Annotated in this window: 20 protein-coding genes; 8 read left to right on the top strand and 12 right to left on the bottom strand. The window is 69.3% G+C overall.

Annotated features, from left to right (window positions below):
• Positions 1-33 precede the first annotated feature (33 nt).
• The 3 genes from F817_RS0106545 to F817_RS0106535 all read right to left on the bottom strand — a co-directional run bounded on the left by F817_RS0106545 (position 34) and on the right by F817_RS0106535 (position 5,488).
• The gene (locus tag F817_RS0106545; RefSeq protein ID WP_024326897.1) at positions 34-3,213 is read right to left on the bottom strand and encodes an efflux RND transporter permease subunit; all 3,180 of its coding nucleotides are present in this window, start codon (positions 3,211-3,213) and stop codon (positions 34-36) included.
• Positions 3,214-3,216: 3 nt separating this feature from the next.
• Positions 3,217-4,272 (bottom strand): efflux RND transporter periplasmic adaptor subunit, encoded by a 1,056-nt coding sequence (locus tag F817_RS0106540; protein WP_024326896.1) that lies wholly within the window; start codon positions 4,270-4,272, stop codon positions 3,217-3,219.
• Positions 4,273-4,432: 160 nt separating this feature from the next.
• A complete protein-coding gene (locus F817_RS0106535; RefSeq protein ID WP_024326895.1) occupies positions 4,433-5,488 on the bottom strand; it encodes a hypothetical protein in 1,056 nt (351 codons plus the stop codon).
• Between the two features lie 124 nt (positions 5,489-5,612).
• Here F817_RS0106535 and F817_RS0106530 point away from each other — a divergent pair, with 124 nt between their 5' ends.
• Positions 5,613-6,449 (top strand): zinc-dependent peptidase, encoded by an 837-nt coding sequence (locus F817_RS0106530; protein WP_024326894.1) that lies wholly within the window; start codon positions 5,613-5,615, stop codon positions 6,447-6,449.
• Positions 6,446-6,853 carry a flagellar basal body-associated protein FliL gene (gene fliL, locus F817_RS0106525; RefSeq protein ID WP_024326893.1) on the top strand — a complete coding sequence of 136 codons (408 nt, stop codon included), beginning with the start codon at positions 6,446-6,448 and terminating at the stop codon, positions 6,851-6,853. Before F817_RS0106530 ends, fliL begins: the two co-directional genes overlap by 4 nt.
• Before the next feature lie 148 nt (positions 6,854-7,001).
• On the opposite strand, the gene F817_RS0106520 is transcribed toward fliL, so the two are convergent.
• Together F817_RS0106520 and F817_RS0106515 are read right to left on the bottom strand one after the other, a co-directional pair.
• The gene (locus F817_RS0106520) at positions 7,002-7,298 is read right to left on the bottom strand and encodes a hypothetical protein (protein WP_018144712.1); all 297 of its coding nucleotides are present in this window, start codon (positions 7,296-7,298) and stop codon (positions 7,002-7,004) included.
• A 125-nt stretch (positions 7,299-7,423) separates the two neighbouring features.
• On the bottom strand, positions 7,424-9,319 hold the full coding sequence (locus F817_RS0106515; protein WP_024326892.1) for an ABC-F family ATP-binding cassette domain-containing protein: 1,896 nt from the start codon (positions 9,317-9,319) through the stop codon (positions 7,424-7,426).
• Positions 9,320-9,582: 263 nt separating this feature from the next.
• On the opposite strand from F817_RS0106515, the gene F817_RS0106510 reads away from it, so the two are divergent.
• Positions 9,583-10,506, top strand: coding sequence for a GGDEF domain-containing protein (locus F817_RS0106510; protein WP_024326891.1), 924 nt, complete (start codon positions 9,583-9,585; stop codon positions 10,504-10,506).
• Between the two features lie 21 nt (positions 10,507-10,527).
• Here the strand turns inward: F817_RS0106510 and F817_RS0106505 are convergent, their stop codons facing one another.
• Positions 10,528-11,466, bottom strand: coding sequence for a hydrogen peroxide-inducible genes activator (locus tag F817_RS0106505; protein ID WP_024326890.1), 939 nt, complete (start codon positions 11,464-11,466; stop codon positions 10,528-10,530).
• Complete coding sequence (locus F817_RS0106500) at positions 11,463-11,819, bottom strand: DUF3301 domain-containing protein (RefSeq protein WP_024326889.1); 357 nt, start codon at positions 11,817-11,819, stop codon at positions 11,463-11,465. The genes F817_RS0106505 and F817_RS0106500 overlap by 4 nt, the downstream gene beginning before the upstream one ends.
• 96 nt (positions 11,820-11,915) lie before the next feature.
• Here F817_RS0106500 and F817_RS0106495 point away from each other — a divergent pair, with 96 nt between their 5' ends.
• The 4 genes from F817_RS0106495 to F817_RS0106480 all read left to right on the top strand — a co-directional run bounded on the left by F817_RS0106495 (position 11,916) and on the right by F817_RS0106480 (position 16,572).
• Entirely contained in the window at positions 11,916-12,746 is an 831-nt protein-coding gene (locus F817_RS0106495; protein ID WP_024326888.1) for an inositol monophosphatase family protein, read from the top strand.
• Positions 12,743-14,146, top strand: coding sequence for an adenylate/guanylate cyclase domain-containing protein (locus tag F817_RS0106490; RefSeq protein WP_024326887.1), 1,404 nt, complete (start codon positions 12,743-12,745; stop codon positions 14,144-14,146). Before F817_RS0106495 ends, F817_RS0106490 begins: the two co-directional genes overlap by 4 nt.
• Positions 14,143-15,264 (top strand): hypothetical protein, encoded by a 1,122-nt coding sequence (locus tag F817_RS0106485; protein WP_024326886.1) that lies wholly within the window; start codon positions 14,143-14,145, stop codon positions 15,262-15,264. Before F817_RS0106490 ends, F817_RS0106485 begins: the two co-directional genes overlap by 4 nt.
• 93 nt (positions 15,265-15,357) lie before the next feature.
• Positions 15,358-16,572: a TraB/GumN family protein gene (locus F817_RS0106480; protein WP_024326885.1), complete on the top strand. Its 1,215-nt coding sequence runs from the start codon at positions 15,358-15,360 to the stop codon at positions 16,570-16,572.
• A 253-nt stretch (positions 16,573-16,825) separates the two neighbouring features.
• On the opposite strand, the gene F817_RS0106475 is transcribed toward F817_RS0106480, so the two are convergent.
• The 4 genes from F817_RS0106475 to F817_RS0106460 all read right to left on the bottom strand — a co-directional run bounded on the left by F817_RS0106475 (position 16,826) and on the right by F817_RS0106460 (position 19,907).
• The gene (locus F817_RS0106475; RefSeq protein WP_024326884.1) at positions 16,826-17,824 is read right to left on the bottom strand and encodes a zinc-binding dehydrogenase; all 999 of its coding nucleotides are present in this window, start codon (positions 17,822-17,824) and stop codon (positions 16,826-16,828) included.
• 63 nt (positions 17,825-17,887) lie between these two features.
• On the bottom strand, positions 17,888-18,379 hold the full coding sequence (locus F817_RS0106470; protein ID WP_024326883.1) for a Slp family lipoprotein: 492 nt from the start codon (positions 18,377-18,379) through the stop codon (positions 17,888-17,890).
• Positions 18,380-18,381: 2 nt separating this feature from the next.
• The gene (locus tag F817_RS0106465; protein ID WP_024326882.1) at positions 18,382-18,966 is read right to left on the bottom strand and encodes a Slp family lipoprotein; all 585 of its coding nucleotides are present in this window, start codon (positions 18,964-18,966) and stop codon (positions 18,382-18,384) included.
• Positions 18,967-19,010: 44 nt separating this feature from the next.
• Positions 19,011-19,907, bottom strand: coding sequence for an HDOD domain-containing protein (locus F817_RS0106460; protein WP_024326881.1), 897 nt, complete (start codon positions 19,905-19,907; stop codon positions 19,011-19,013).
• Positions 19,908-20,071: 164 nt separating this feature from the next.
• Between F817_RS0106460 and F817_RS0106455 the strand changes: the two genes are divergently transcribed.
• The gene (locus F817_RS0106455; RefSeq protein ID WP_024326880.1) at positions 20,072-20,869 is read left to right on the top strand and encodes a dienelactone hydrolase family protein; all 798 of its coding nucleotides are present in this window, start codon (positions 20,072-20,074) and stop codon (positions 20,867-20,869) included.
• A gap of 100 nt (positions 20,870-20,969) precedes the next feature.
• Here the strand turns inward: F817_RS0106455 and F817_RS0106450 are convergent, their stop codons facing one another.
• The gene (locus F817_RS0106450) at positions 20,970-22,349 is read right to left on the bottom strand and encodes a response regulator (protein ID WP_024326879.1); all 1,380 of its coding nucleotides are present in this window, start codon (positions 22,347-22,349) and stop codon (positions 20,970-20,972) included.
• Between the last annotated feature and the right edge of the window lie 3 nt (positions 22,350-22,352).

The raw sequence follows: 22,352 nt of genomic DNA, 5'->3' as shown, positions 1-22,352 counted from the left end.
AGGCCCGCGCGCCACTCGGTAGCGGGCCTTTTTTCAGGCTATGCGGGCAGCGGTGTCCCGCATGCCTCCGGTCAGGCGCCGCTTCGCCCCCTCCGCGGCCCGGTTCACCACCAGGTACAGGCAGGGCACCACCAGTAGCGTCAGAATCATCCCGGCGATCAGGCCACCCACCACCGTCAGCGCCAGCGGGCGCATGATCTCTGCCCCTTCGCCGAGGCCGATGGCCAGCGGCAACATGCCCAGCACCGTCGTCAGCGTGGTCATCAGGATCGGGCGCAGCCGCAATGCCCCGGCCTCCACGACCGCCCGCGCCGGGCTCAGGCCACGGAGTCGACGGCCCTGCTCGATGTACTCCACCAGCAGGATCGCATTGTTCACCACCACCCCGATCAGCAGGATCGCGCCAATCATCACCGGGGCGGAGACCGGTGTGCCGGTCGCCCACAGGATCGCGACCACCCCGGTCAGAGACAGCGGCGCGGCCGCCACGATCACCAGCGGATTCGCCAGGCGCTCGTACTGAACGGCCAGCACCACCAGCACCAGGAAGATCGCGAGCGCCACCACTGTGGCCATCTCGCGCTGGGTCTCCTGGATGGTCTCCCACTCGCCACCGATCAGCAGACTGTAGTGCTCGGGCACATCCACCTCGGCCAGGCGCTGCTCGACCTCGGTCATCACCGAGCCGACATCGTTCACCTCGGTGTTGATGTCGCCGTTCACGCGCACCACCCGGCTCTGGTTCTCGCGCTCGATATGCGCGGGCCCCTCGCCGATCTCGAACTCGGCCACGTCCGCCAGGCGCACGGGATCCCCGTTGTCGCGGAACAGGATCATCCGCCCCAGGGTGGCCGTATCCTGCACATCCTCGCGCGGCAGGCGCACGCGCAGGTCGTACTCGCGATCGTCGCGGACGTACTGCGTCGGCACTGATCCCTCCACCGCGTCGCGGATCGCCTGCCCGACCTGGCCCACCTGCAACCCCAGCGCGGCCGCCCGCTCGCGATCCACATGCACGCGCAGGATCGGGCTCTGGTCCTCGCGCCCAACCTCAACGCCCTCCAGGCCCCGGATGCCTTCGAGGCGCCCGGCGATCTCGCGGGCAATGCCGCGCATCTCGGTCAGATCCGCCCCGACCACCGCAATCGAGAGGTCATCCCCGGTGATACTGAACTGCAGCCCCTGGATACTCGGCGGGCGCACGGTAATCCGTGCCCCGGGGAGTTCCAGCGCATCCATTGCCTCCTGCGCCTCGGCCACCCATTGTCCCGCGCTCATCTCGCGCTGTCCGGCCGGGGTCAACTGGACGGTGATATTGGAGGTGCCCGGGCGCTCGTTGACCACGCCGCCACCTAGGTGCCCGCCGACCATCGCGAACACGCTCTCCACATGCGGCAGATCTTCCAGCGCGGCCTCGATATCGCGTGCGGCGGCATCGGTCTCGTGCGGCGGGGTTCCCGGCGGCAGGACCATGCGCACGCTGACCTGACCATCGTCCACCTGCGGCAGGAACTCCGTGCCCAGTTCACCGCCCACCTGCACCGCGCCGATCAGCAACACGACGGCCGCCCCCAGCACCGCCCAGCGCAGGCGCAAGACCTTCGGCAACAGGCGCCGATAGCGCCGGCGCAACCCCTGGACACCACGATCGAACCCGCGCAGCAGCCAGGTCCGGTCCAGCCCGCTCTCCCAGCGGATACGTGTCAGCAGGGCCGCGAGCATCGGCACCAGGGTGATGGCCGCGGCCAGGGTCGCGATGATCGCAAACGAAAGCGTCAGGATCAGCTCGCGGAAGATCAGCGCCCCGATCCCGGTGATCAGCAGGAACGGGAGCACGGCGGCCAGATTGGTCAGGGTGCCGGCAATCACCGCCGAGACCACCTCGCCGGCCCCGTCATGGGCCGCCTGCTCCGGCGACTTTCCGAGCTTGTCGCGATGGCGGTAAATGTTCTCCAGCATCACGATGGCGTTGTCGAGCAACAGCCCCACCCCCAGTGCAAGCCCGCCGAGGCTGATGATGTTCAGGGTGAGCCCGCCAAGGCCCATCATGGCGAAGGTCGCCATCAACGCGATCGGGATCGACAACCCGATAATGAAGCTCTTGCGCAGGCTGCCGAGAAACAGAAACACCGCCAGCATCGCCAGCACGCCGCCCAGGATCGCGGCGGTACCCACCGAACTGACCGCGCCACGGATGAACGGGGCAGAGTCGCTGACGACCTCCCACTGGATGTCCTCGGGAATAAACCCCGAGCGCTCGAGTCGTTCGAGCGTGGCGCGTACCGAGTCCACCGATTCGACGGTATTGGCGTCCGGCAGCTTGAACACCGACACGCGGGCGGCCGGCGTGCCGTCCAGGCGGATAAACAGGCGCTGCTCGCGGTGGCCATCGCGCACCTCGGCCAGCTCGCCGAGGCGCACATGCGCGGACTGCGGCCCCGGCAGCGGGATCAGCACATTGCGCACGTCCGCCTCGGAGGTAAACAACCCCTCGGTCTTGGCCATCACGTCAAAGGTATCGGAGGTCACCCAGCCCCCGGCCACCTCGCGGTTCTCGTCCTCCAGCGTCGCGCTGATCGCCGCCAGCGAAAGGCCATAGCCGCGCACCCGCTCCTGGTCGAGGATCACCTCCAGCTCGCGCTCCTGCCCACCGGAGGCCTCCACCGAGGAGATGCCATGGATCGCGATCAGCTGCGGCGCCAGCTGGTGTTCCACCCAGTCGCGCACCGCGGTCTCCGAGCGCACGGTGGAGGAAAACCCCGCCTCCCAGATCGGGTCCTGCGAGGGATCGTACTTGTACAGGCGCAGGGATTCGAAATCGTCCGGCAGCTGGGTGCGCGCGAGCTCCAGGTGGCGCGCCGCGTCCTGCAACGCCAGGTCCAGGTTGGTGCCGTACTCGAATAGCAGATTGACGTTGGTGCGGCCCTCGGAGGCGCGGCTGTAGATGCGGGTGAGGTTCTCGGTGGCCGCGAGGTTGCGTTCCAGCACGCGGGTCACCTGTTCCTCCATCACCTCCGGCGAGGTGCCGGGATGGTTCACGGTCACGCGGATATGCGGATACTCGACGTGCGGCAGCAGGTCCACCGGCAGGCGATCAACAAAGAACATGCCGAGCACGATCACCACCGAGGCCAGCGCCATGATCGCCACCGGTCGGCGGATGGAGAAGCTGGTCACCCGCCCGCGCGGACGGTCCTCCGGCTCGGCGGCCATCTTCTAGCCCCGCCAGCCGACGATGCGCACGCGCTGGCCCTCGCGCATGTCGATCGGGTTGGTGGCCAGCACAATCTCGCCTTCCTCCAGGCCGTCCGTGATCTCGGTCCATGGGCCTCGGGTCACGCCGGTCTCGACCGTGCGGCGCTCCAGCTGCTCGTCCACCACCACGTAGACATAGCGTTGGTCGCCGTCCTCGCCGATGGCGGCGGCCGGGACCGCCAGCACATCCGGGCGTTCGTCGACCGTCATGCGGATGCGCCCGAGATTACCCGGACGCACGCCATTGTCGGCCGCCCCGGCCGGCAGGGCAATCTCCACCGTCACCTGCTGGGAGTCCGGCGAGGCCGCCGGAAAGATGCGGCGGATCTTCGCGACGTAATCGGCATCCGGAAACGCGTCCAGCCGAATGGGTACATCCTGGCCCACCACCAGATCGCGCACGTCCAGCTCGGACACCCCGGGACGCAGGACCAGCGTGGTCGTATCGACCAGTTCCAGCAATGTATCGCGCGCGGCGACCGCCTCGCCGGGCTCGACCATGCGCTCGGTGATCACGCCGTCACGGCTGGCGGCGAGCGTGCCGTAGTCTACCCGTGCCTGCCACAACGCCTGTTCGCTCTCGGCCGAGCGCAACGCGGCACGTGCCCGTTCGTAGCTGGCTCGGCTGGCAATCCCCTCGTCACGCAACTCGGCACTGCGCGCGTATTCCAGCCGGGCCTCCTCGACATGCGCCTCGGCCCGCGCCAGCTCCGCGCGCTCCTCGGCCACGTCCAGCTCGACCAGGGTCTCGCCCTGCTCCACGCAATCGCCTTCCTCGACATGCACCGCCTCGACCACACCATCGGTGCGCGCCGCCAGGCGCACCCACGCCCGCGGCTCGACCCGCGCGGACACCATCAGCTCGCGCGACAGATCCCGCGGCTGAAGCTCCACCGCCGCGATCGGCGTCGCGGCCTCGGCGGCCGGCTCATCACCCGCCTGCGAGGGCTCGCCCCCGCAGCCTCCCAGCCCCAGGGCAAGCACCACCAGCAACAGACCACCCAGCCAGCGCGGCAATGGCACAGCTCGCGGGGAGCGCGGCAGAAAAGGCCGGGCCGACCGCCGCCGAAGGAACAGGGTATCGAGTCGCATGCGCCGGATTGCTCGTGGGGAGTGGACGAAAGCACAGGGTAGCCGCTATGTACCCCTCGACGCAGGAATGGCCCTGCGGGTTCCGTCAGGCGCTCAGGTCGATCTGCTGCACACTGCCGCTGCGGCCATCCTCGCCCACCCAGACGCCGGTCGACTGCACCTGTCCCAGAAGGCTGTTGTCGCCGCCGCGACGGAGATCAAAAGGCGTGCTGACATGCCCGAGGTAGATCGCCCCGACGCCCACCTCGCCCAGCGCCAGCAACTGATCGCGGCCCTGGGCGTCGCGGGTCCACACGCGCAGGCGGTCGTAAACCGGATCCGCCGCATCAATCCAGCCATTGCCGTCATGATCGAACCGTCGCAGTTCGGCGAAGCCATCACCGGTCAGCGGGCCAAAGAGCTCGGAGCCGTCATCGACCTGCCCGCTGCCAGACCGGTCGATCGCGAGAAAACCACTGCCGGGTTGCAGAAAGGCCACCTGTTGCGGCGAACCGTCGGCGTCCAGGTCGAATTCGAAGCGGGTGTCCGTAAGAGCGGCCGCCGGGGCGTCGAAATTGATCACCAGCGGATCGTGCAGCTCCGCATCCATGCCACCCTGCAGACGGCTATGCTCGATGAACTCGCGGCTCATGGTCAGCGCAATATCCAGGTCGATGGTCTTGCCGTCGGCCGTGTGCACGCGCCCCTGAGCCTGGAACGATGTCCTCTCGACCTCGACCCGGGTCTGCTCCACGGACCAGGCGACACTGAGCCCTGCCGCCGGACGAGGGGGGCGCGCAACGGGTCGCTCGAGGGGTTCCGGCGGGGTGTCGGCCGGCTTGAGGTCGGCGGGATCGATCACCCGGATCTCGCGCCCGGTAAAGCGCTCCAGGATCAGTCGCAGGAGCTCGGTACGCAGCTGGTCCACCGAGGTCAACTCGCTGTCCGCCGGGGCTACGCCCACGAAGGAGGGCCGTGCGGCCGCGGCAGGAGAGGAATTCTGCAAGGCACGCGCTGCCGGGGCCGGATTCGCGGGTGGCTCCGGCACCTGTCGGGGACGCACCGCACTCCCCTCGACCACGCTCAGGCGAGCCTCGCGCCGCGTCGTCTCCAGCGCGAAACGCTGGCTCGATAACTGCATGGAATAATTGGTAATCTGCATGATGCCCCCGTCAATTTTTCCGGTTGCAGGGCATAACGGCCGCAGGGCGGCAATCATTAGCCGCGCTGCGGCAACCACCTGCCGCAGACGGACACGTGCCAGCCAAACGTGCGACGATTGACGGATGGATTCGACGCCGAATTTTCCCTTGCGCGGCCTGTTCCGGCGCATCCTCGGGCCCTTTGCCGGCCTGGAGCCCGAGGCCGTGCAGTTGGACAACGATGAATGGGAGGCCCTGCGTCGACGGGTCCCGTTCATCGCCCGCCTGACGCCGGAGGAACGTTCCCGGCTCCGCGAACTGGTCGGCCAGATCCTGGCGCAGAAGGAATTCATCGGCATCGCCGCGGAACCGGAACCCTGGCAGTGCCAGGTGATCGCGGCCTATGCCGCCCTGCCGATCCTGGAGCGCGGGCTGGAACCCTACCGGGACTGGCGCACGCTGATCCTGTACCCGGACACCTTCGTACCCGAACACGAATGGGTGGACGAGGCCGGCATCGTCCACCAGGGCGCCATGCCCCAGTCCGGCGAGGCCTGGGAACGCGGCCCGGTCATCCTTTCGTGGAATGACGTCGAACGCGATGGCGCCGTAGTCGTGCACGAGATGACCCACGTGCTGGACGCCGGCAACGGCGAGGTCAACGGCTTCCCGCCGCTGCCCCGCGGGCAATCGGCGCGCGCGTGGACCGAGGACTTCTCGCGCGCCTTTAATGCCTTCGTGGAGACAGTGGAGGCAGGTGCGGTCGACGCGGCGGCCCTGCCACTGGATCCGTATGCGGCCACCGCCCCGGAGGAATTCCTGGCGGTCGCGGTGGAATCCTTCTTCTTCGACCCGGCGCGGCTGCGCGAGGCCATGCCCGAAATCTATGACCACCTGGTGGCATACTTCGGTCAGGAGCCGCACCGACGCGGCGACTGGATCGCCTCGAGCACGCAAACCGCCCCGGAGCACGCACCATGACCCGAAGCCGCCTTCACCCTCTGCATATGGTCCTGATGGGCCTCGTCCTGCTGCTGGTTACACCCCTGGCCCACGCCGTGGACGACCTCGACAGCCACTACGTAACCCTGGAGCCGGTGGTGGTGAACATGGCGTCCTCCGACCGCGGACGCTACCTGCAGGCCTCCATCCAGCTGGAAGGCAACGACCTGGAAGACGCCCGCGCGATCCGCGAGCACATTCCCGCAGTGCGCGACCGACTGATCCACATCCTTGGCGGGCGCAGTCCCGACAGCCTGACCGGCGGCGGCGCGCGCGAGGACCTGCGCAACGAGGCCGCGGAGGAGCTGAACGAGTTGCTCGAGGAGATTACCGGCTCGCCCCGGATCGCAGCCCTCTACTTCTCGGATTTCATCCGCCAGTAACGCTCGCTCTCCAGCGAACCGCTCACCGGCAAGGAAAAGCCCCCGGCAGCACAGGCTACCGGGGGCCGATGCTCCCGCCAGTACATGACGGGATCGAGCCCCGCTGGGGGCTCACTCCATAATCGATCATCGCTCCTAGATGGAACGATCAGTGCGGCCGATGCAGCAGCGGCATCTCGCCACGCTCCATCATGTGCCGGATCAATGCAGCCCGACCGGGCTCTTCCTGCTCCAGCTCGTCGGCGCACTGCGAAGGCTCGTGCGCGGCCTCCGATAGCATGACCTCCAGCTCGCGCAGGTCGACCTTGGGTTCCTGCAGGTCTTCCGGCTTCGGGTTCTCCAGCATGTTGGTTTTCCAGAACATGCGCGGGTGCCAGCAATGCAGTTTCGCATCCGGGTTGTGAAAGAGCTCGACACAGCGACGATTCAGTTCCTGTGCGTTCATGGGGATCACTCCTCGTTCCGGTGCATTCACTCCCATGTATAGACCCTGCAATACCCGAGTGCAAGGGTCGGGCTTTGGCGCGGTACGCAATCCGCCGTCCCGGCCTGCGCGGGCCTGCGGATGAATCAGTGCTTCTCCAGCGCCTCCAGCGCCTCCATCCACTCGGCCTCCAGCGCCTCCAGGCGGCTGCGCAGCTCGCCCTGCTCGCGGGTCAGCTGCGCCAGGCGATCCGCCGCCTCGTCCTCGTAAAGGGCCGGATCGGCGAGTTCGGTCTCCAGCGCGTCGAGTCGTTCCTGCACGCGCGTGCATTCTTGCTCGGCACGGTCCGCGCGCTGCTTCAGAGGTTTGAGCGCAGCACGCGCCTGGGCCGCCTGCTGGCGGCGCTCCTTCTGCGACAGGGCCGGGGCATTGCCGGCCGTGGTTTCTGCGCTCCCGGGGTCGCGCGCCGCGACCGCCTCCCGTTCACGCGCCTGCAGCTCGCGGGCGTAGTCGTCCAGGTCCCCGTCGAAGTCGCTCAGGCGGCCGTCCTCGACGCGCCAGAAACGGTCGCAGACGCGGGCCAGCAGTTCGCGGTCATGCGCCACCACCACCAGCCCGCCGGCGTAGTTCTCCAGCGCCTCGGCCAGCGCCTCGCGCATGTCCAGATCCAGGTGGTTGGTGGGCTCGTCCAGCAACAGCAACGACGGGGCCTGCCAGATCAGCAGGGCCAGTACCAGGCGCACGCGTTCCCCGCCAGAACACTGGCCCACCGGTGCATCCGCCTTCTCGCCGGGGAATCCCATGCCCCCCAGGAAATTGCGCAGGCGCTGTTCCTCGGCACGCGGGTCCTGACGCTGCAAATGGACCAGGGGCGAGGTGCCCAGGTCGAGCTGCTCGCTTTGATGCTGGGCGAAATACCCTACCCGGAGGTTCGGCTCGACCCGGCGCTCCCCGGCCGTCGGCGCCAACTCCCCGGCCAGCAACGTCAGAAGTGTCGATTTCCCGGCACCGTTCGGCCCCAGGACACCGATCCGGTCCTCCGGCCGCAGACGTAAACTCGTCGCATGCAGGCGGACGCGGTCCTCGGTTCGTACCTCGGCATGATCCAGCGCCAGGAGTGGATCCGGCAGGCGCTCGGGGGTCGGAATCTCCAGATGGATGGGCCGCGCCGCACGGATCACGGCCACCTCGTCGAGCTTCTCCAGGCGCTTCAGCCGGCTCTGGGCCTGGCGCGCCTTGGTCGCCTTGGCCCGGAAGCGGCGGACGAAGTCCTCCAGGTGGGCGCGCTCGGCCGCCACCTTCGCCGCCGCCGCCTCGCTCTGGACGATCGCCTCGGCGCGCTTGGCCTCGGCATGGGTATAGCTGCCGGCATACAGGGCGATACCACCGCGCTCGATATGCGCGATGTGGGTGCAGACGGAATCGAGAAACCGCCGGTCATGCGCAATCACGATGACCGTGCCGGGATAACGCGCCAGCCAGTCCTCCAGCCAGAGGATGGTCTCGACATCGAGATGGTTCGTGGGCTCGTCCAGCAGCAAAAGGTCGGAGCGCGTCATCAGCGTGCGCGCCAGGCCCAGGCGCATGCGCCAGCCACCGGAAAAGGCGCTCATCGGCCGGTCCGCATCCTCCGCGGCAAACCCCAGCCCTGCCAGCAGGCGCCGCGCGCGGGCATCGGCCGTCCAGCCGTCGATCGCGTCCAGGGCCGCGTACAGCCGGGCCTGTTCGGCGCCATCGGACACCTGCTCCAGGCGTTGTTGCAGGTCGCGCAGCTCGGCATCGCCGTCCAGTACGTAGTCCACCGCCGAACGTTCGCTCCCCGGGACCTCCTGCGGCAGGTGCGCCACCACCCACTCCGCGGGCCGTTCGATCTCGCCGGCGTCCAGGCTCAGTTCGCCCTGCAGCGCCGCCAGAAGGCTGGACTTGCCCGAGCCGTTGGCGCCGGTCAGACCCACCCGCCAACCGGCGTGTACGGTCAGGCTGGCGTGCTGCAACAGCACATGGCGGCCACGGCGCAGCTCGATATCTTGAAGTCGAATCATGCCGCGCAGTGTAGGGGAAGTGCGCACCGGACTCATGTACGCCGGTCACCGCCCGGGGTGCGACCGCCGAACCGCCCCGTCAGAATCTTGCCACCCTTGCCACCCTGGGCGGCCACAACCTGCCAGAGGCGGCAAGAACGCGTCGGATTTTCGTCTAGTTCGAACCCAATGGAATCTCAAGTCCCGGTTTTTATGTACGTTTTATTTATTGGCACGGATCTCGCTTGACCCCCGACCCAACGATCGATGCGAGCGAGACGGCCATGAACCGCGACGGGAACGCCCACAACCTGCGACTGGTATCCACCAAGGGACGGACCACCGGCGATGCCGGTACCCCCTTTGACGCCCTGGCGTTCGTACAGTCCCTGTCGGCCAGTCTCGAGCTCGGGACGGTCCTGGCCCGGCTGCAGGAACACCTGCACGCCCAGATCCACCACAGCGGCTGGTTCTTCATCCTCCAGGAGAGCGACGAGACCTGGTCGGGGGGCGACGAGGATCGCCACCGCATCGAGTACGGGATGAGCCTCAACGGCGAGACCCTGGGTTCGCTGATCCTGATGCGCGGACGTCGCTTTACCGATGACGAACAGCAACTGACCGAGGCCCTGCTGGGGCTCGCGGCGCCGGCCCTGGCCAACGCCCTGCGGTTCCAGCGCCTGAATGAGAGCCTGGAGATGGACGAGCTGACCGGCCTCGGCAACCGGCGCGCGTTCGAGAAGCAGGGCGCTCGCTGGCTCGCCGATTGCCGTCGCCAGAACCGGCCCATGTCGGTCCTGGCCATCGACCTCGACCACTTCAAGCAGATCAACGACGACTTCGGCCACAGCGTGGGCGACGACATCCTGCGCCTGGTGGCGAAGACCCTGCGCAACACCACTCGCGAATCCGACCTGTGCGTGCGCATGGGTGGCGAGGAATTCCTCGCGTTGCTGCCCGGCGCGGACCTGAGCCGTGCAATGGAATGCGCCGAACGCATTCGCCTGGCCATTGCCTCCCTGCGCTCCAGCGCCACCGCCGGCGACGCGTCGCCCCTGGAGAGCGATGGCTCGGTCAAGGTAACCGCGAGTATCGGCGTGGCCGGCATCGGCCAGAAGACCACGCTGCAGTCCGCCTACCAGGCGGCCGACGAGGCCCTCTATGCGGCCAAGCAGGCCGGGCGCAACCGCGTGCTCGCCGGGAACTGAGCCCCCCGGCACCCGCCGCCGCTACCCGGCACCCGGCTGAATGAAGTCCACGCAGGTCAGCGGGGTCGCCAATACCGCCTGACGCAGGGCCTCGATCGCCTCCGGCCGCGGGAAGCTGGTACGCCAGGCCAGGGCCACGCGGCGGCTGGGCGCCGGGTCCTGAAAGCGGCGCACGGCCAGCAGTCGCTGGGCATAGCGATCCGCCCCCACCGCCGTGCACGGCAGGATGGTCACGCCCATGCCCGAGGCCACCATGTGGCGAATCGTCTCCAGCGACGAACCCTCCAGGTTACGCGGGGTACTGCCATCCGCGGTCACCGTGCGCTGGCAATCGGGACACCGCTCCAGCACCTGGTCGCGGAAGCAATGCCCCGCCCCCAGCATCAGGAGCGTCGCGTCGGCCATATCCTCCAGGCGCAGCGGGTCCTTGTCCTTTAGCGGGTGCGCTGCCGGCAGCACGGCCATGAACGGCTCGTCGTACAGGGGCAGCGTGACCACCCCCGGCTCCTCGAATGGCAGCGAAATGATGATGGCGTCCAGCTCGCCCTGCTTGAGCCGCTCGCGCAACCGACCGGTGTAGTTCTCCTCGATCACCAGCGGCATGTCCGGTGCGCGCTCGCGCAGCGCCGGGATCAACTCCGGCAGCAGGTAGGGGCCGATGGTGTAGATCGCGCCCAGGCGCAGCGGCCCGGAGAGCTGATCCTGACTCTGCACGGCCACCGAACGCAGCTGTTCGACCTCGGCGAGCACGCGCCGCGCCTGCGCGATGACCTGCTCGCCCGCCGGCGTCACGGAGACCTCGCCGCGGCCGCGCTCGAACAGGGTCACGCCCAGCTCGTCCTCGAACTTGCGCACCGCCACCGACAGCGACGGCTGGCTGACATGACAGGCCTCGGCCGCACGGCCGAAGTGGCGGGCATCGGCCACGGCCACCACGTAACGCAACTCGCTCAAGGTCACCGGGATGCGCCTCCGTTCGGGTCGTCGCGGTCCGGCCCCTGGAACTCGCGCCCGCCGTCGGGCCAGTTCAGGGTCACGCGCTTGAGTTGCCGGCCCTCCAGCGAGATCTCGCCGGGGTGGCGCCCGGCCCCGTCGGCGGAGAACTCGAAGCGATAATGTCGCTGCAGGGCCAGCCCGCGCTCCCCCCAAAGCAGGCGCTGCCCGGTGCGTACGACGGTGGCATCCAGCAACTGCACCCCCGCCCGCTCGCAGGCCTGGCGCCCCACCCGCCGGGCACGCTCGTTGGCCCGCCAGGTGTCATTCACGTAGAACGCGACCAAGGCAAGGGCGAGGATTATGATCAAGCCGGTCATGGACCGGTATGATAAGCGCATTCGAGACCGAGTTCGCCCGGGTCGTCCCGGCCGCATCCGGCTCACTCACTTCGCAATCGGCGTTGCCAGGGCTGCATGACTGCCACCTCCATCCCCTTTTCCGAGCTCGTCCGGGGTCTGCGCATGATCGGGCAGCAGGAGCTGCTCCCGCGCTTCGAGGCCGGCATCGCCGTGGACTACAAGGCCGACGGCAGCGTGATCACCGAAGCCGACCATGCGGTGGACGCGCGCGTGCGCACCCTGCTGCACGAGCACGGGCAGCACGAACCGGTGCTGAGCGAGGAGCAGGCGCGCGCGGAACAGGCGCAGGTCCTCGAGGCAGCCCCCGCCTTCTGGCTGGTGGATCCACTGGACGGCACCTCCAATTTCGCCGGCGGCATGCCCTTCTTCGCGATCTCCATCGCACGGATCGAAGGCCACCGGGTGACCCATGGGGCCACCTACGACCCGGTACGCGACGAGCTGTTCGCGGCGACCGAGGACACCGCACTGGAACTCAACGGGGCCACCCCGCCGGCGGCCGCCCGCCCGCCGGTCGCGGAACTCGGCCGCGCCATCGCCCTGGTCGACTACAAGCGTCTGGAGGCCCCAGTGGCCCGGGAACTGGCCAGCCATGCCCCGTTCCGGTCGCAGCGCAACTTCGGGGCCTGCGCGCTGGAGTGGGCCTGGCTGGCGGCCGGGCGTGCCGACCTCTACCTGCATGGCGGGCAGGCACCCTGGGACAGCGCGGCCGGGGGTCTGATGCTCGCGCGTGCGGGCGGGGCCATGTGCAGCCTGGCGGGCGGCCCCGTGTTCGGGCGATCCCTGGCCAAGCGCTCCGCGGTCGCGGCCCGCTCGGAACCCCTGCTAGCGGAGTGGCGTACCTGGCTGGCGCCCTGGCTCGCGCCGCGCGAGGGCACCTCGTGATCGGGCGTCGCAAGCGGAGCAGGAGCGTGCGCCTGGGCGTCGGCGGCACCGACTTCGCCCCGCGCTACCTGCCGATCGCATGGAAGATCGTCGCGGCGATCGCGGGGCTCACACTGGCCGGGATCGTGACCCTGTCGGCCGTGGTCCTGAACCAGGTCAGCAACGTGCTCGACAACCAGATCCGCGCGCAGGCGGAAATCACCGTGGCCCCGGTCGCACGCACCTCGGCGGAGCTGATGCTGGCCGAGGACTACCTGACCCTGGAGACCCTGCTGAATTCGCTGGTGGAGGAGGGGCGCGTCGAATCCATCGCCGCCTATGCGATCGACCGCGGCCAGGTGGCCAGCGCCGGGACACCCCCGGAGCAGTCCCTGACCGAGGGCGTGTGGCCATTGGCGCCCACGGTGGAGCCCTACCGCCGCGAGGTCCTGTTCCAGGACGTGCAGGTGGGCTACATCGAGGCCTATATCGACACCTCGCCCATGCAGGAACTGATCCGCAACACCCTGAACGCCGGGATCGCCACGGCCATCGGGGTCTTCCTGCTGAGCCTGCTGCTCGCGATCGACATCAGCAAGCGCCTGGTGCGACCGCTGGAACGCCTGGCCGAGAGCATGCGCTCGCGCATCCGGCCCATGGACGACCAGGGCAACCCGCTGCCCATGGTGCGCCAGGACGAGATCGCCCAGCTGACCGACGCCTTCAACGACATGGCACGCGACCTGCTGCGCAAGGACCAGGTCGAGGCTGCGCTGCGCCGCTATGTCTCGGATGCGATCGCCCAGGACATCCTGGAGAACCTGGACCGGGTCGAGCTGGGCGGGCGCGCGGTGGAGGGGTCCGTCCTGTTCGCCGACATCCAGGGCTACACCGCACTGTCGGAGCGCTGCAGCCCGGCGGCCCTGGGGCGCATGCTCAACGAATTCTTCGGCCCGATGTCGGAATGTATCGCCCGTCACGGCGGCACGGTGGACAAGTACATGGGGGACTGTACCATGGCCGTCTTTGGCCTCGGGACGGAGCCTGGCAACCATCGCCTGACCGCCGTGCAGACCGGCCTGGCGCTGCTGGAGACGGTCGCCTCGATCAACGCCGAGCGCGAGCGCCGCGGCGAGACCCGGGTGGAGTTCCGCATCGGCCTGAACGCCGGCGAGATGCTGGCCGGCAACATGGGTGCGGAGGACCGCATGCAGTTCACCGTAGTGGGCGACACCGTCAACCTCGCCGCCCGCCTGGTCACGGTCGCGCCCCCCGGCGGGCTCGTCACGACCACCGCATTCATGGAGCACGAGCAGGTGAAGGGACACTTCCATACCGAGGACTGGGGCACCCACGAACTGCACGGGGTCAGTGAGGCCGTGGCGGTCAGCCGGGTCCTGAGCGCCGTGGATCGCGCATGACCCTGACGCGCGCCCGGCTCCCGCTCGCGGGCATCCTGCTCGCCGTCCTGCTGGTCCAGGGCTGTGCCGCCCTGGATCCCTTCGCGCCGCCCGAGCAGCGCATCGAACGGGCACTGGAGGCCGGCGACTACCAGCGCGCCCTCGAACTGATCGACGAGCACGAGCCCGAACCCCGGGCGGAGTGGGCCGAACGCCGAACATCCATCGAGGCCGAGGCCGGGGCCGCCGCAGACGAGGCGATGGACGAGGCGCGCGCCGCCTCGGCCGAAGGTGCCGTGGCCCGGGCCCTGGCAATCCTCGAACAGGCCGAGCAGCAGCTGCCGCCCGACACCGAACGGCGCCAGTACATCGAGCAACTCGAGCGCCAGCGACAGGTCGGCCTGAAGACCCTGGAGCAACGCCACGACATCCTCGAGGCACGGGCCCTGGTCCAGCAACTGCGCCTGCTGGAGGTGATGCGTCCCCTGGTGCGACGCAGCGAGCAGCTTCCGGACGACCCCGACCGCCTGGCCCAGCGCCGCGACCCCCTGGCGCGATCCCTGGATGCCTACGCCGCGGACACCGAGGGCGAGGAGCGCCTGGAGCTGCTGCGCCTGGCCCAGAATCTCGCGCCCGCCGCCGAGCGGGCGGCGCGCATCGCGGGCCTGGAGCGGGAACTGCGCGAGGCCGAGGCCCCGGCCGTCGAGGACGAGGTGCCGCGTTCCACCATCAACGCGCGCCTGCGCCAGGCCCTGGAGGCCGACGACCTGGCCACGGCGGCACGCTGGTGCCGCAACGATATGCCCCCCGACGCCGATGCCTCCGGGCCGGACCAGGCCGCGCAGCGGGCCCACCGCGTTCTCTGCGAGGAATGGCGCGAACGCCGCGACACGCGGGCGGAAGAGCTGCTGGAGGAAGGCCGCGGGCATTACTCCGCCGGGCGCATTGAGGAGGCCCTGGAGCACTGGAAACAGGGGCTCGACCTGGCCCCCGACCATGCCGGGCTGATCACGGCCCACGAGCGGGCTCTGCGGGTCGTCGAACGCCTGGAGAGCCTGCGCGTGCCGGAGCCCCTCCCCGAGCCGGACGAGGACGCCCCGCCGGACGACGTACCACAGGCCGAACCCGGCATGCCCTGACCATCCCTGGCGACGGCCCGGCGACCCGCGCTGCGGGCCGCACGCATTCGCCGTAGAATACGCCCCGCCCACCGGAGCAAGGTCCCGCCACGCATGAATCCCGCCGTCCAGGAACTGATCGCCGACGAACCCCACCGCATCCTGCAGCTGGGCGACACCGAGGTCGTCGTGCTGGGTACCGCCCATGTATCGCGCGCCAGCGCCGACAAGGTACGCGCCCTGATGGACACCGGCGCCTTCGACAGCGTCGCGATCGAGCTGTGCGAGAGCCGCCAGCGCGCGATGCTGGACCCCGACGCCATCGGGCGCATGGACCTGTTCAGCGTAATGCGCAAGGGGCAGGCCCCGATGATCGCCGCCAGCCTGGCGCTGGGGGCCTACCAGCAGCGCCTGGCCGACCAGTACGGCATCGAACCCGGCGCCGAGATGCGCGCGGCCATGGACGGCGCCCTGGACCGCGGCCTGCCGCTCGCCCTGATCGACCGCGACATCGGCCTGACACTGCGCCGCACCTACCGCGCGGTCCGCTGGTGGGAGCGGATGGGGCTGATCGGCGGCCTGTTCAGCTCGGTCCTGTCGCGCGAGAAGATCGACGAATCCGAGATCGAGCGCCTGAAGGAAGGCGACATGCTGGAGTCCACCTTCAGCGAGTTCGCCGAGCAGTCCGAGGACCTCTACCGCACGCTGATCGAGGAGCGCGACCACTACATGGCCGCCCACCTGCGCCGGCTCGCGGCCCATCCGGACACCCGGTGCATCCTGGCGGTGGTCGGGGCCGGGCACCTGCCGGGCATCGCCGAGCAGGCCCAGGACACCCTGACCCCGCCGGATGCCATCCTCGATGCGCTGGACCAGGCCCCGCCCAAGGCCCGCTGGCCCAAGGTCGTCCCGTGGGTGGTGATCGGGGTCATCCTCGCCGGCTTTGCCATCGGCTTCTCGCGCAACCCGGATATCGGCCTCCAGATGGTGACCGACTGGGTCCTGATCAACGGCGGCCTGGCGGCCATTGGCGCCATCGTGGCGCTGGCGCATCCGCTGACCGTGCTCACGGCGGCCCTGGCAGCCCCGCTGACCTCGCTGAACCCCACCATCGGGGTCGGCTTTGTCGCCGCGGCCGCCGAGCTGTTCCTGCGCAAGCCGCGGGTCTCCGACTTCGCCAGCCTGCGCCAGGACACCACCACGCCGCGCGGCTGGTGGCGCAACCGGGTATCGCGGGTATTGCTCGTGTTCCTGCTGACCACCCTGGGCTCGGCCGCCGGCACCTACATCGGCGGCGCCCGCGTCTTCAGCCACCTCTTCGGCGGCTAGCTCCCGATCGCGCGCGCTTTCCGCCCCACCTCAAAGCGCACGAAACAGGGCAAGGTCAACGTCAAGAGCGATTTACAGGAAGAAGGGAAGACCGGAAGGGTTTTTGGGGTGGGGGATTGGCTGGAGACCGCGATTCCCAAACCGCCCGCCATGCTTCCTGCGTTTCACCCCAATCCCTCTTCCAATCTTCGCGTCTTCCTGTAGACCGCCCTTGCCCTTCTTGATGGTTGCAAGACCCGCTTATTCGGGGATGCTATTCGGGGATGCGGAGGACGAGCTTGCCGCGGCGGCCGCCGGCCTCGATGCGGCGATGGGCCTCGACGGCCTCGGCCAAGGGGAGGGTGTCCTCGACGTTGACCTGCAACCGTCCGCTGGCCACCCGGGCCAGCCCCTCCGCCACCAGGGTGCCCTGGTGCTTCAGGCGCCGACGATCGTTTTCCAGCATGGGCGTCAGCATCAACTCCAGACTGATGCTCGGGTTGCGCAGGCGCGCCGGGTTCCAGTCGACATCGGCCGGGGGCGCCAGCAGGGTGACCAGATCACCACCGTAAGCCACCTGCCCCAGCCCCTCGCGAAAGACCTCGCCGCCGACCGTATCGAGCACGATGTCGAAGCCGCGCCCGTCGGTGTACTGGTGGATGGCCTGTTCCGCGTCCGGCTTGGCCAGGTTGGCGACATCACCGCCGAGGGCGGTCACAATGGCGGCGGCCTCGTCGCGCCGTACCAGCCCGAGGACCCGGCCGCCGGCGGCGCGTGCGATCTGCACGGCCATCTGGCCCACGCCGCCGGCCGCCGCATGCACCAGCACGGTTTGACCGCGCTGCAGGTCGGCACGCTCGAACAGGGCCTCCCAAGCGGTCAGCCAGGTCAACGGCAACGCCGCGGCCTGGATATCGGACACAGCGGCCGGCACCGGAACCACCGCGGCTTCGGGTACCACCACCTGCTCGGCGTAGGTGCCCGGGTCGGCACCAACGCCGCCGAAACAGAAGGCGACGCGCTGCCCCGGCCGTGCATGATGCACCGCGCTTCCACACTCCTCGACGATGCCCACCCCGTCACAGCCGGGCGTGTTGCGCGGTGCGCCGGGGACAATCATGCCGCCCGCGCGCACCTTGGTATCCACCGGGTTGACGCCGGCGGCCAGCATCCGGATCCGGACCTGGTCGGGCGCCGTGATCGCCGGTTCCGCCACCTCGTCCAGGCGCAGGACATCGGCGGCGCCGGGTTCGTCAAACACCACTGCTCGCATGAGGCCTCCCAGAAAGAATCACGATTCGATATGCCATCGCGGCCCGCCAGACCGACCGCGAACCTACAGGCCGATGCCGATCCCGATGCCGAAGCGCACCCCGCCGGACGAACGCGGCGGTTCGGGTTCCGGCCACAGGTGCACCGAGTGGGCCTCGAGCACCGGGAAGACGTAGTCCAGCTCGCCGATCCGGCCGTCCTCGACCCCGGTCACGGTGCCGACACCGGTAATCCGGCGCCCGGCGCGGTAATCCACCGGGTCGGCAAAGCCCTCCACGCGCAGGCGGAAACGGCCAATAGTGGACTGCCGGGTCTGCGGCTCCTGCCGACTCAGGGGATAACCAACCACCTCGATAAAGGTCGCCTCCGCGCGATTGTCCACGCGCGCGATCACGCCGCCCCAGACCTGCTCGTCGGGCGGCAGGTTGTCCGCCGTGACGGCGCGCGGTTCGACCTGCACGGCCGGGTCATCGGGGGCCTCCAGTGGGCCGGTGGCACAAGCGGCCAGAAACAGGGGCAGCAGCAGGGCCGCCAGGGGCAGGAGGAATCGGGTCATGGTCACCAGTACCAGGGATGCGGGTGATAACGCCCATAGGCCCCGTAGCGTGGGCCCCACGGGCTGTAAAACGGGTCGTACAAGGGATCGTAGAACGGGTCGCGGTGGTGTCGCTCGGACGGCGGCGGACGGCGGGGCCACAGGTAAACGGCATCCGCCTGCAGGGTGACAAACGCGTAGGCATAGTCACCGATGGTGCCCTCCTCGGTCCCCTGGATGACGCCCCGCACGGTCACCTCGCGCCCCTCGGCGTAGATCTGCGGGTCGAGAAAGCCACTGCTGACCGCGCGGAAGCGCCCTGGCGAGCGGTCGGCCTCCTGTGGACGGCCCTGGCGATCCAGGTCGCGGCCGACCACCTCCAGCCGGGTGCCGCCGGAGGTATTCTCGACGGCCGCGATCACCCCGCCCCAGACTACGGTCTCGCCCTTGGCCGCCGCGGGGTCGGCCAGCACCTGCTCGCGATCGGGGGCGGCTGCGGGCAACGGGGCCAGGGATGCTGGCACCCCGGCGCAGCCGACCAGCAGGAACATCAGGCCGGCGGCGACCAGTACGCGCCCACGCGAGATCGAGGAACCCTTCATGTGCATGCCCCTTCGGCCCCGGGGGCCGGCCGCGGGTTCACGGTGCCGCCTCATGCCCGCGGCTCCCCTTCATGTGCCGGGTCGCAGATGCCCTGTACCGCCAGCACCTCGTGCTGGGCCTCTTCCACGGCGGACAGCAGGACCTCCGGTGCCAGGTGCAGGGCCTCCCACACAGTCGGGTCCACGGGCGGGGCATCCGCCCAGTCGCGCGAATCGATCTCGGCCAGATGGGCACCGGTATTCGCCAGGTGTACCAGCATCACCGCGGTACGGTGGCGCTCCGGCGCCTGCATCGGCTGGTGGTGGCCGGACAGGCAGTCGACCAGGAGCTCCGGCAGACCCCAGTGCGCCGCCAGGGCGCCGCCCAGCTCCGCGTGATCGAAGCCCAGCTGGCTCCGTTCCGCGCCCTGCGGGCTGAGGCCGTCGCCCACATCCAGGCTGGAAAGGAACGCCCGGTGGGCCGACTCCGGCGACTGCGAGAACAGAAGCAGCTTCCCGAGGTCATGCAGCAGACCGGCGAGGAAAATCCCGCTCGCCTGGCGCGGCAGCACGCGCATCGCCAGTTGCCGCGCGATCACCGCGCAATAGGCGGAATGGCGCCAGAACACCTCCAGCGGCAGCCGCTCCTGGTCGGGAATGCTGGCCGTGGCGCGGGTGATCGCGCTCGCCACCACCAGGCGCTGCAGGGCATCGCGACCCAGCATGGCGATCGCCCGGTCGACCGAATCGATGGTACGCGCCGGGGCATAGGCGGGGCTGTTGGCAATGCGCAGGACCAGCGCCACCAGGCCGGGGTCTCGGCTCAGGCTGCTGGCGATCTGCGTCGCCGTGGCGTCATCGTCCTCCAGCAAACGTGCGACCTCGAATACCACCTGCGGCATGGCCAGCAGCTTGTCGGCCGACTCGACGCGGGCCTCCAGGGAGTCGTTGGCGGAACGTTCGGACATGGGTGGGTCCTCTGGGGAATCAATGATCAATGGACACGCTCGCGCGGGTACCCCGACGTCTCTACTGTAGCCCCTGTCCCGTTCGTTGTAACCCGGGCGCCCGCGAACCATACTCGGGGATCCGGGTCGATAGAGAGTCGATTCGACGATCAAGGAGGTGTTCGATGTTCGCCAAACCCGCATTTTCCCCGCTGGCCGTCCTGCTCGCCGGCCTGCTGCCCGGCCTGGCCCTCGCCGGCATCCAGACCGCGGAAGTTACCTACGACCACGAGGGTGACGAGATGACCGGCTACCTGGCACATCCCGAAGGCGACGGTCCGCACCCGGCGGTCCTCGTCATCCACGAATGGTGGGGCCACAACGACTACGCCCGCGACCGCGCCGAACAGCTGGCCCGCGAGGGCTACACGGCCTTCGCCCTGGACATGTACGGCAGCGGCAAGCTGGCCGACCACCCCTCCACCGCCGGCGAGTTCGCCGGGGAGATCCGCGAAAACCGCGACCTGATGCTGGGCCGTTTCCAGGCCGCCTACGACTGGCTGCGGGCGCATGACGCCGCCGCCGACAGTGCCCCCTCGGCGGTTGGATACTGCTTCGGCGGCACGGTGGCCCTGGAGGCCGCGCGCGCCGGGATGGACCTGAACGTGGCCGCCAGCTTTCACGGCGGCCTGGGCACCGAGCACCCGGCCGAGGCGGGCAGGGTGACGGCCGAACTGCTGTCGTTCACCGGCACCGCGGACCCCATGATCCCGCCGGAACAGATCGCCGGGTTCCACGAGGAGATGCAGAACGCCGAGGCCCGCTACACCATAGTGGAATTCTCCGGCGTGAAGCACAGCTTCACCAATCCGGGGGCCGATGCCATCGCCGAGGAATTCGACATGCCGGTCGGCTATGACGCACGCGCCGACCATGATTCCTGGAACCACCTGCTGGGCGTGCTGCGCGACCGGCACGAGTAGCCATCTTCCCGGGACGACGCTGGATCCGTCCCGCCGCGGGCACCCGGCACCGGGTGCCCGCCCTTCCTGACCCGCGCTACCTGCCGCGCGGCCGGCGTCCTCAGTAACCCCGCAAGTAGATCGCGACCCCCAGGGCCACGACCACCGCCAGCACCCCGACAAACGCCACCCGGAACCAGCGCCGGCGCCCCAGACGCGCGGGACGATCGTGCCGGCCCTCCTGGTACGGGGCCCGCGGGCGGTCCTCCGGCTCCGCCTTCATGGACTCCGCTAGTGCGGTCTCGCTCGCGGGTTCCGCGGCGGCCGTGGTGCTGTGGCCGGTGAGGGCATGCTCGAGATCGCGAATGCGGCCACGCAGGTCCTGGTTACGCCGCTGGGCCTCGGCCAGTTCCTTCTCGCGCGCCACCAAGCGCTCGCCCAGTTCCGCGGCCGACTCGCCACTCTCGGCACAGCGTTGTTCCGCCTCGGCCCGGGCCTTCTCGGCGGCCGCCGCGCGCTCGCACTGCTGATTGCGCTCGCGGCGCAGACGCTGGGCTTCGTCCCTGGCTTCCTTCAGATCCTTCTGCACCGCTTCGCGCTGGCGCTCGAGCTCGACCAGTTCGTGGTCCAGGCGGACGGTCTCGCCCTCCAGCTCGCGCACCCGGCTGCGCAGCTGGTCCATCTCCTCGCTGGACGCGCCCGGCGCCTCGCCGTCCTCGCTCTCCAGCTCCTCCACTCGTGCCCGCAGGGTCGCAAGCTTCGCCTCGCGGTCCTCGGTCTTCTCGCTTGCCGCCGCGGCCTCTTCGTCGCGGGCCCGCGCCGCGGCCAGGGCCGTCTCGGTCTCTTCCAGGCGGGCCTGCAGGCTCTCGATCTCGCGCTCACGCTCCTCCGCTCGCTGGAACGCGGCTGTGGATTCGTCGCGGGCCTCGCCCAGGGCATTGCGCAGCCGCTCCAGCTCCTTCTGCGCTTCGCGTTCGTTGGATGATTGCTGGCGCAGCATCAGCTCGCGGCGCAGACGCTCGACCTCGTCGCGCAGCGCCTGGGTCTCGGCGGAATCCGCGGCCCCTGCCGGCTCGGGCTCGGCGACCTCGGGCTCCGGGGGCGGCGGCAGGAGCTCGGCCACCACCTCGCGCACGCGGGTGGGCACGAAGGGCTTCATCAGGACGGCATTGGCACCCAGCGAACGCCACTCGTCACTGGCGGCCTCGTCGCTCTCCTGGCCGGTCACGATCACGACCGGCAGATCGGTGGGGACGTCGTCGATACCGTCCCGAATGCGCAGCAAAAGGTCCTGGCCATCAATGCCCGGCATGGACAGGTCGGTCAGGACCAGTCCGATATCCGGATACTGCTGCAGCAGTTCCAGGGCCTGCTCGCCATCGGCGGCCTCGTAGACCGTGTTCTGCCCCTGCAGGATGCGCTGTAACGCGACCCGGATGACCTTGGAGTCATCCACCACGAGGATCGCGGCGCGTTGCGGGTCCGGCATCTGGTCGCTCATTGT

This window comes from Thioalkalivibrio sp. AKL19 (genome assembly GCF_000420165.1).
Taxonomy (GTDB): Bacteria; Pseudomonadota; Gammaproteobacteria; order Ectothiorhodospirales; family Ectothiorhodospiraceae; genus Thioalkalivibrio.
The sequence above is the reverse complement of the archived record's forward strand: the minus strand, read 5'-3'. Positions and strand labels throughout refer to the sequence as shown.

What these genes read in the sequence shown, in the direction of transcription:
- F817_RS0106545 (WP_024326897.1), bottom strand. Translation starts at nt 3,213, where the DNA reads ATGGCCGCCGAGCCGGAGGACCGTCCGCGCGGGCGGGTGACCAGCTTC.
- F817_RS0106535 (WP_024326895.1), bottom strand. Translation starts at nt 5,488, where the DNA reads ATGCAGATTACCAATTATTCCATGCAGTTATCGAGCCAGCGTTTCGCG.
- F817_RS0106530 (WP_024326894.1), top strand. Translation starts at nt 5,613, where the DNA reads ATGGATTCGACGCCGAATTTTCCCTTGCGCGGCCTGTTCCGGCGCATC.
- fliL (WP_024326893.1), top strand. Translation starts at nt 6,446, where the DNA reads ATGACCCGAAGCCGCCTTCACCCTCTGCATATGGTCCTGATGGGCCTC.
- F817_RS0106520 (WP_018144712.1), bottom strand. Translation starts at nt 7,298, where the DNA reads ATGAACGCACAGGAACTGAATCGTCGCTGTGTCGAGCTCTTTCACAAC.
- F817_RS0106515 (WP_024326892.1), bottom strand. Translation starts at nt 9,319, where the DNA reads ATGATTCGACTTCAAGATATCGAGCTGCGCCGTGGCCGCCATGTGCTG.
- F817_RS0106510 (WP_024326891.1), top strand. Translation starts at nt 9,583, where the DNA reads ATGAACCGCGACGGGAACGCCCACAACCTGCGACTGGTATCCACCAAG.
- F817_RS0106500 (WP_024326889.1), bottom strand. Translation starts at nt 11,819, where the DNA reads ATGACCGGCTTGATCATAATCCTCGCCCTTGCCTTGGTCGCGTTCTAC.
- F817_RS0106495 (WP_024326888.1), top strand. Translation starts at nt 11,916, where the DNA reads ATGACTGCCACCTCCATCCCCTTTTCCGAGCTCGTCCGGGGTCTGCGC.
- F817_RS0106485 (WP_024326886.1), top strand. Translation starts at nt 14,143, where the DNA reads ATGACCCTGACGCGCGCCCGGCTCCCGCTCGCGGGCATCCTGCTCGCC.
- F817_RS0106480 (WP_024326885.1), top strand. Translation starts at nt 15,358, where the DNA reads ATGAATCCCGCCGTCCAGGAACTGATCGCCGACGAACCCCACCGCATC.
- F817_RS0106475 (WP_024326884.1), bottom strand. Translation starts at nt 17,824, where the DNA reads ATGCGAGCAGTGGTGTTTGACGAACCCGGCGCCGCCGATGTCCTGCGC.
- F817_RS0106470 (WP_024326883.1), bottom strand. Translation starts at nt 18,379, where the DNA reads ATGACCCGATTCCTCCTGCCCCTGGCGGCCCTGCTGCTGCCCCTGTTT.
- F817_RS0106465 (WP_024326882.1), bottom strand. Translation starts at nt 18,966, where the DNA reads ATGCACATGAAGGGTTCCTCGATCTCGCGTGGGCGCGTACTGGTCGCC.
- F817_RS0106460 (WP_024326881.1), bottom strand. Translation starts at nt 19,907, where the DNA reads ATGTCCGAACGTTCCGCCAACGACTCCCTGGAGGCCCGCGTCGAGTCG.
- F817_RS0106455 (WP_024326880.1), top strand. Translation starts at nt 20,072, where the DNA reads ATGTTCGCCAAACCCGCATTTTCCCCGCTGGCCGTCCTGCTCGCCGGC.
- F817_RS0106450 (WP_024326879.1), bottom strand. Translation starts at nt 22,349, where the DNA reads ATGAGCGACCAGATGCCGGACCCGCAACGCGCCGCGATCCTCGTGGTG.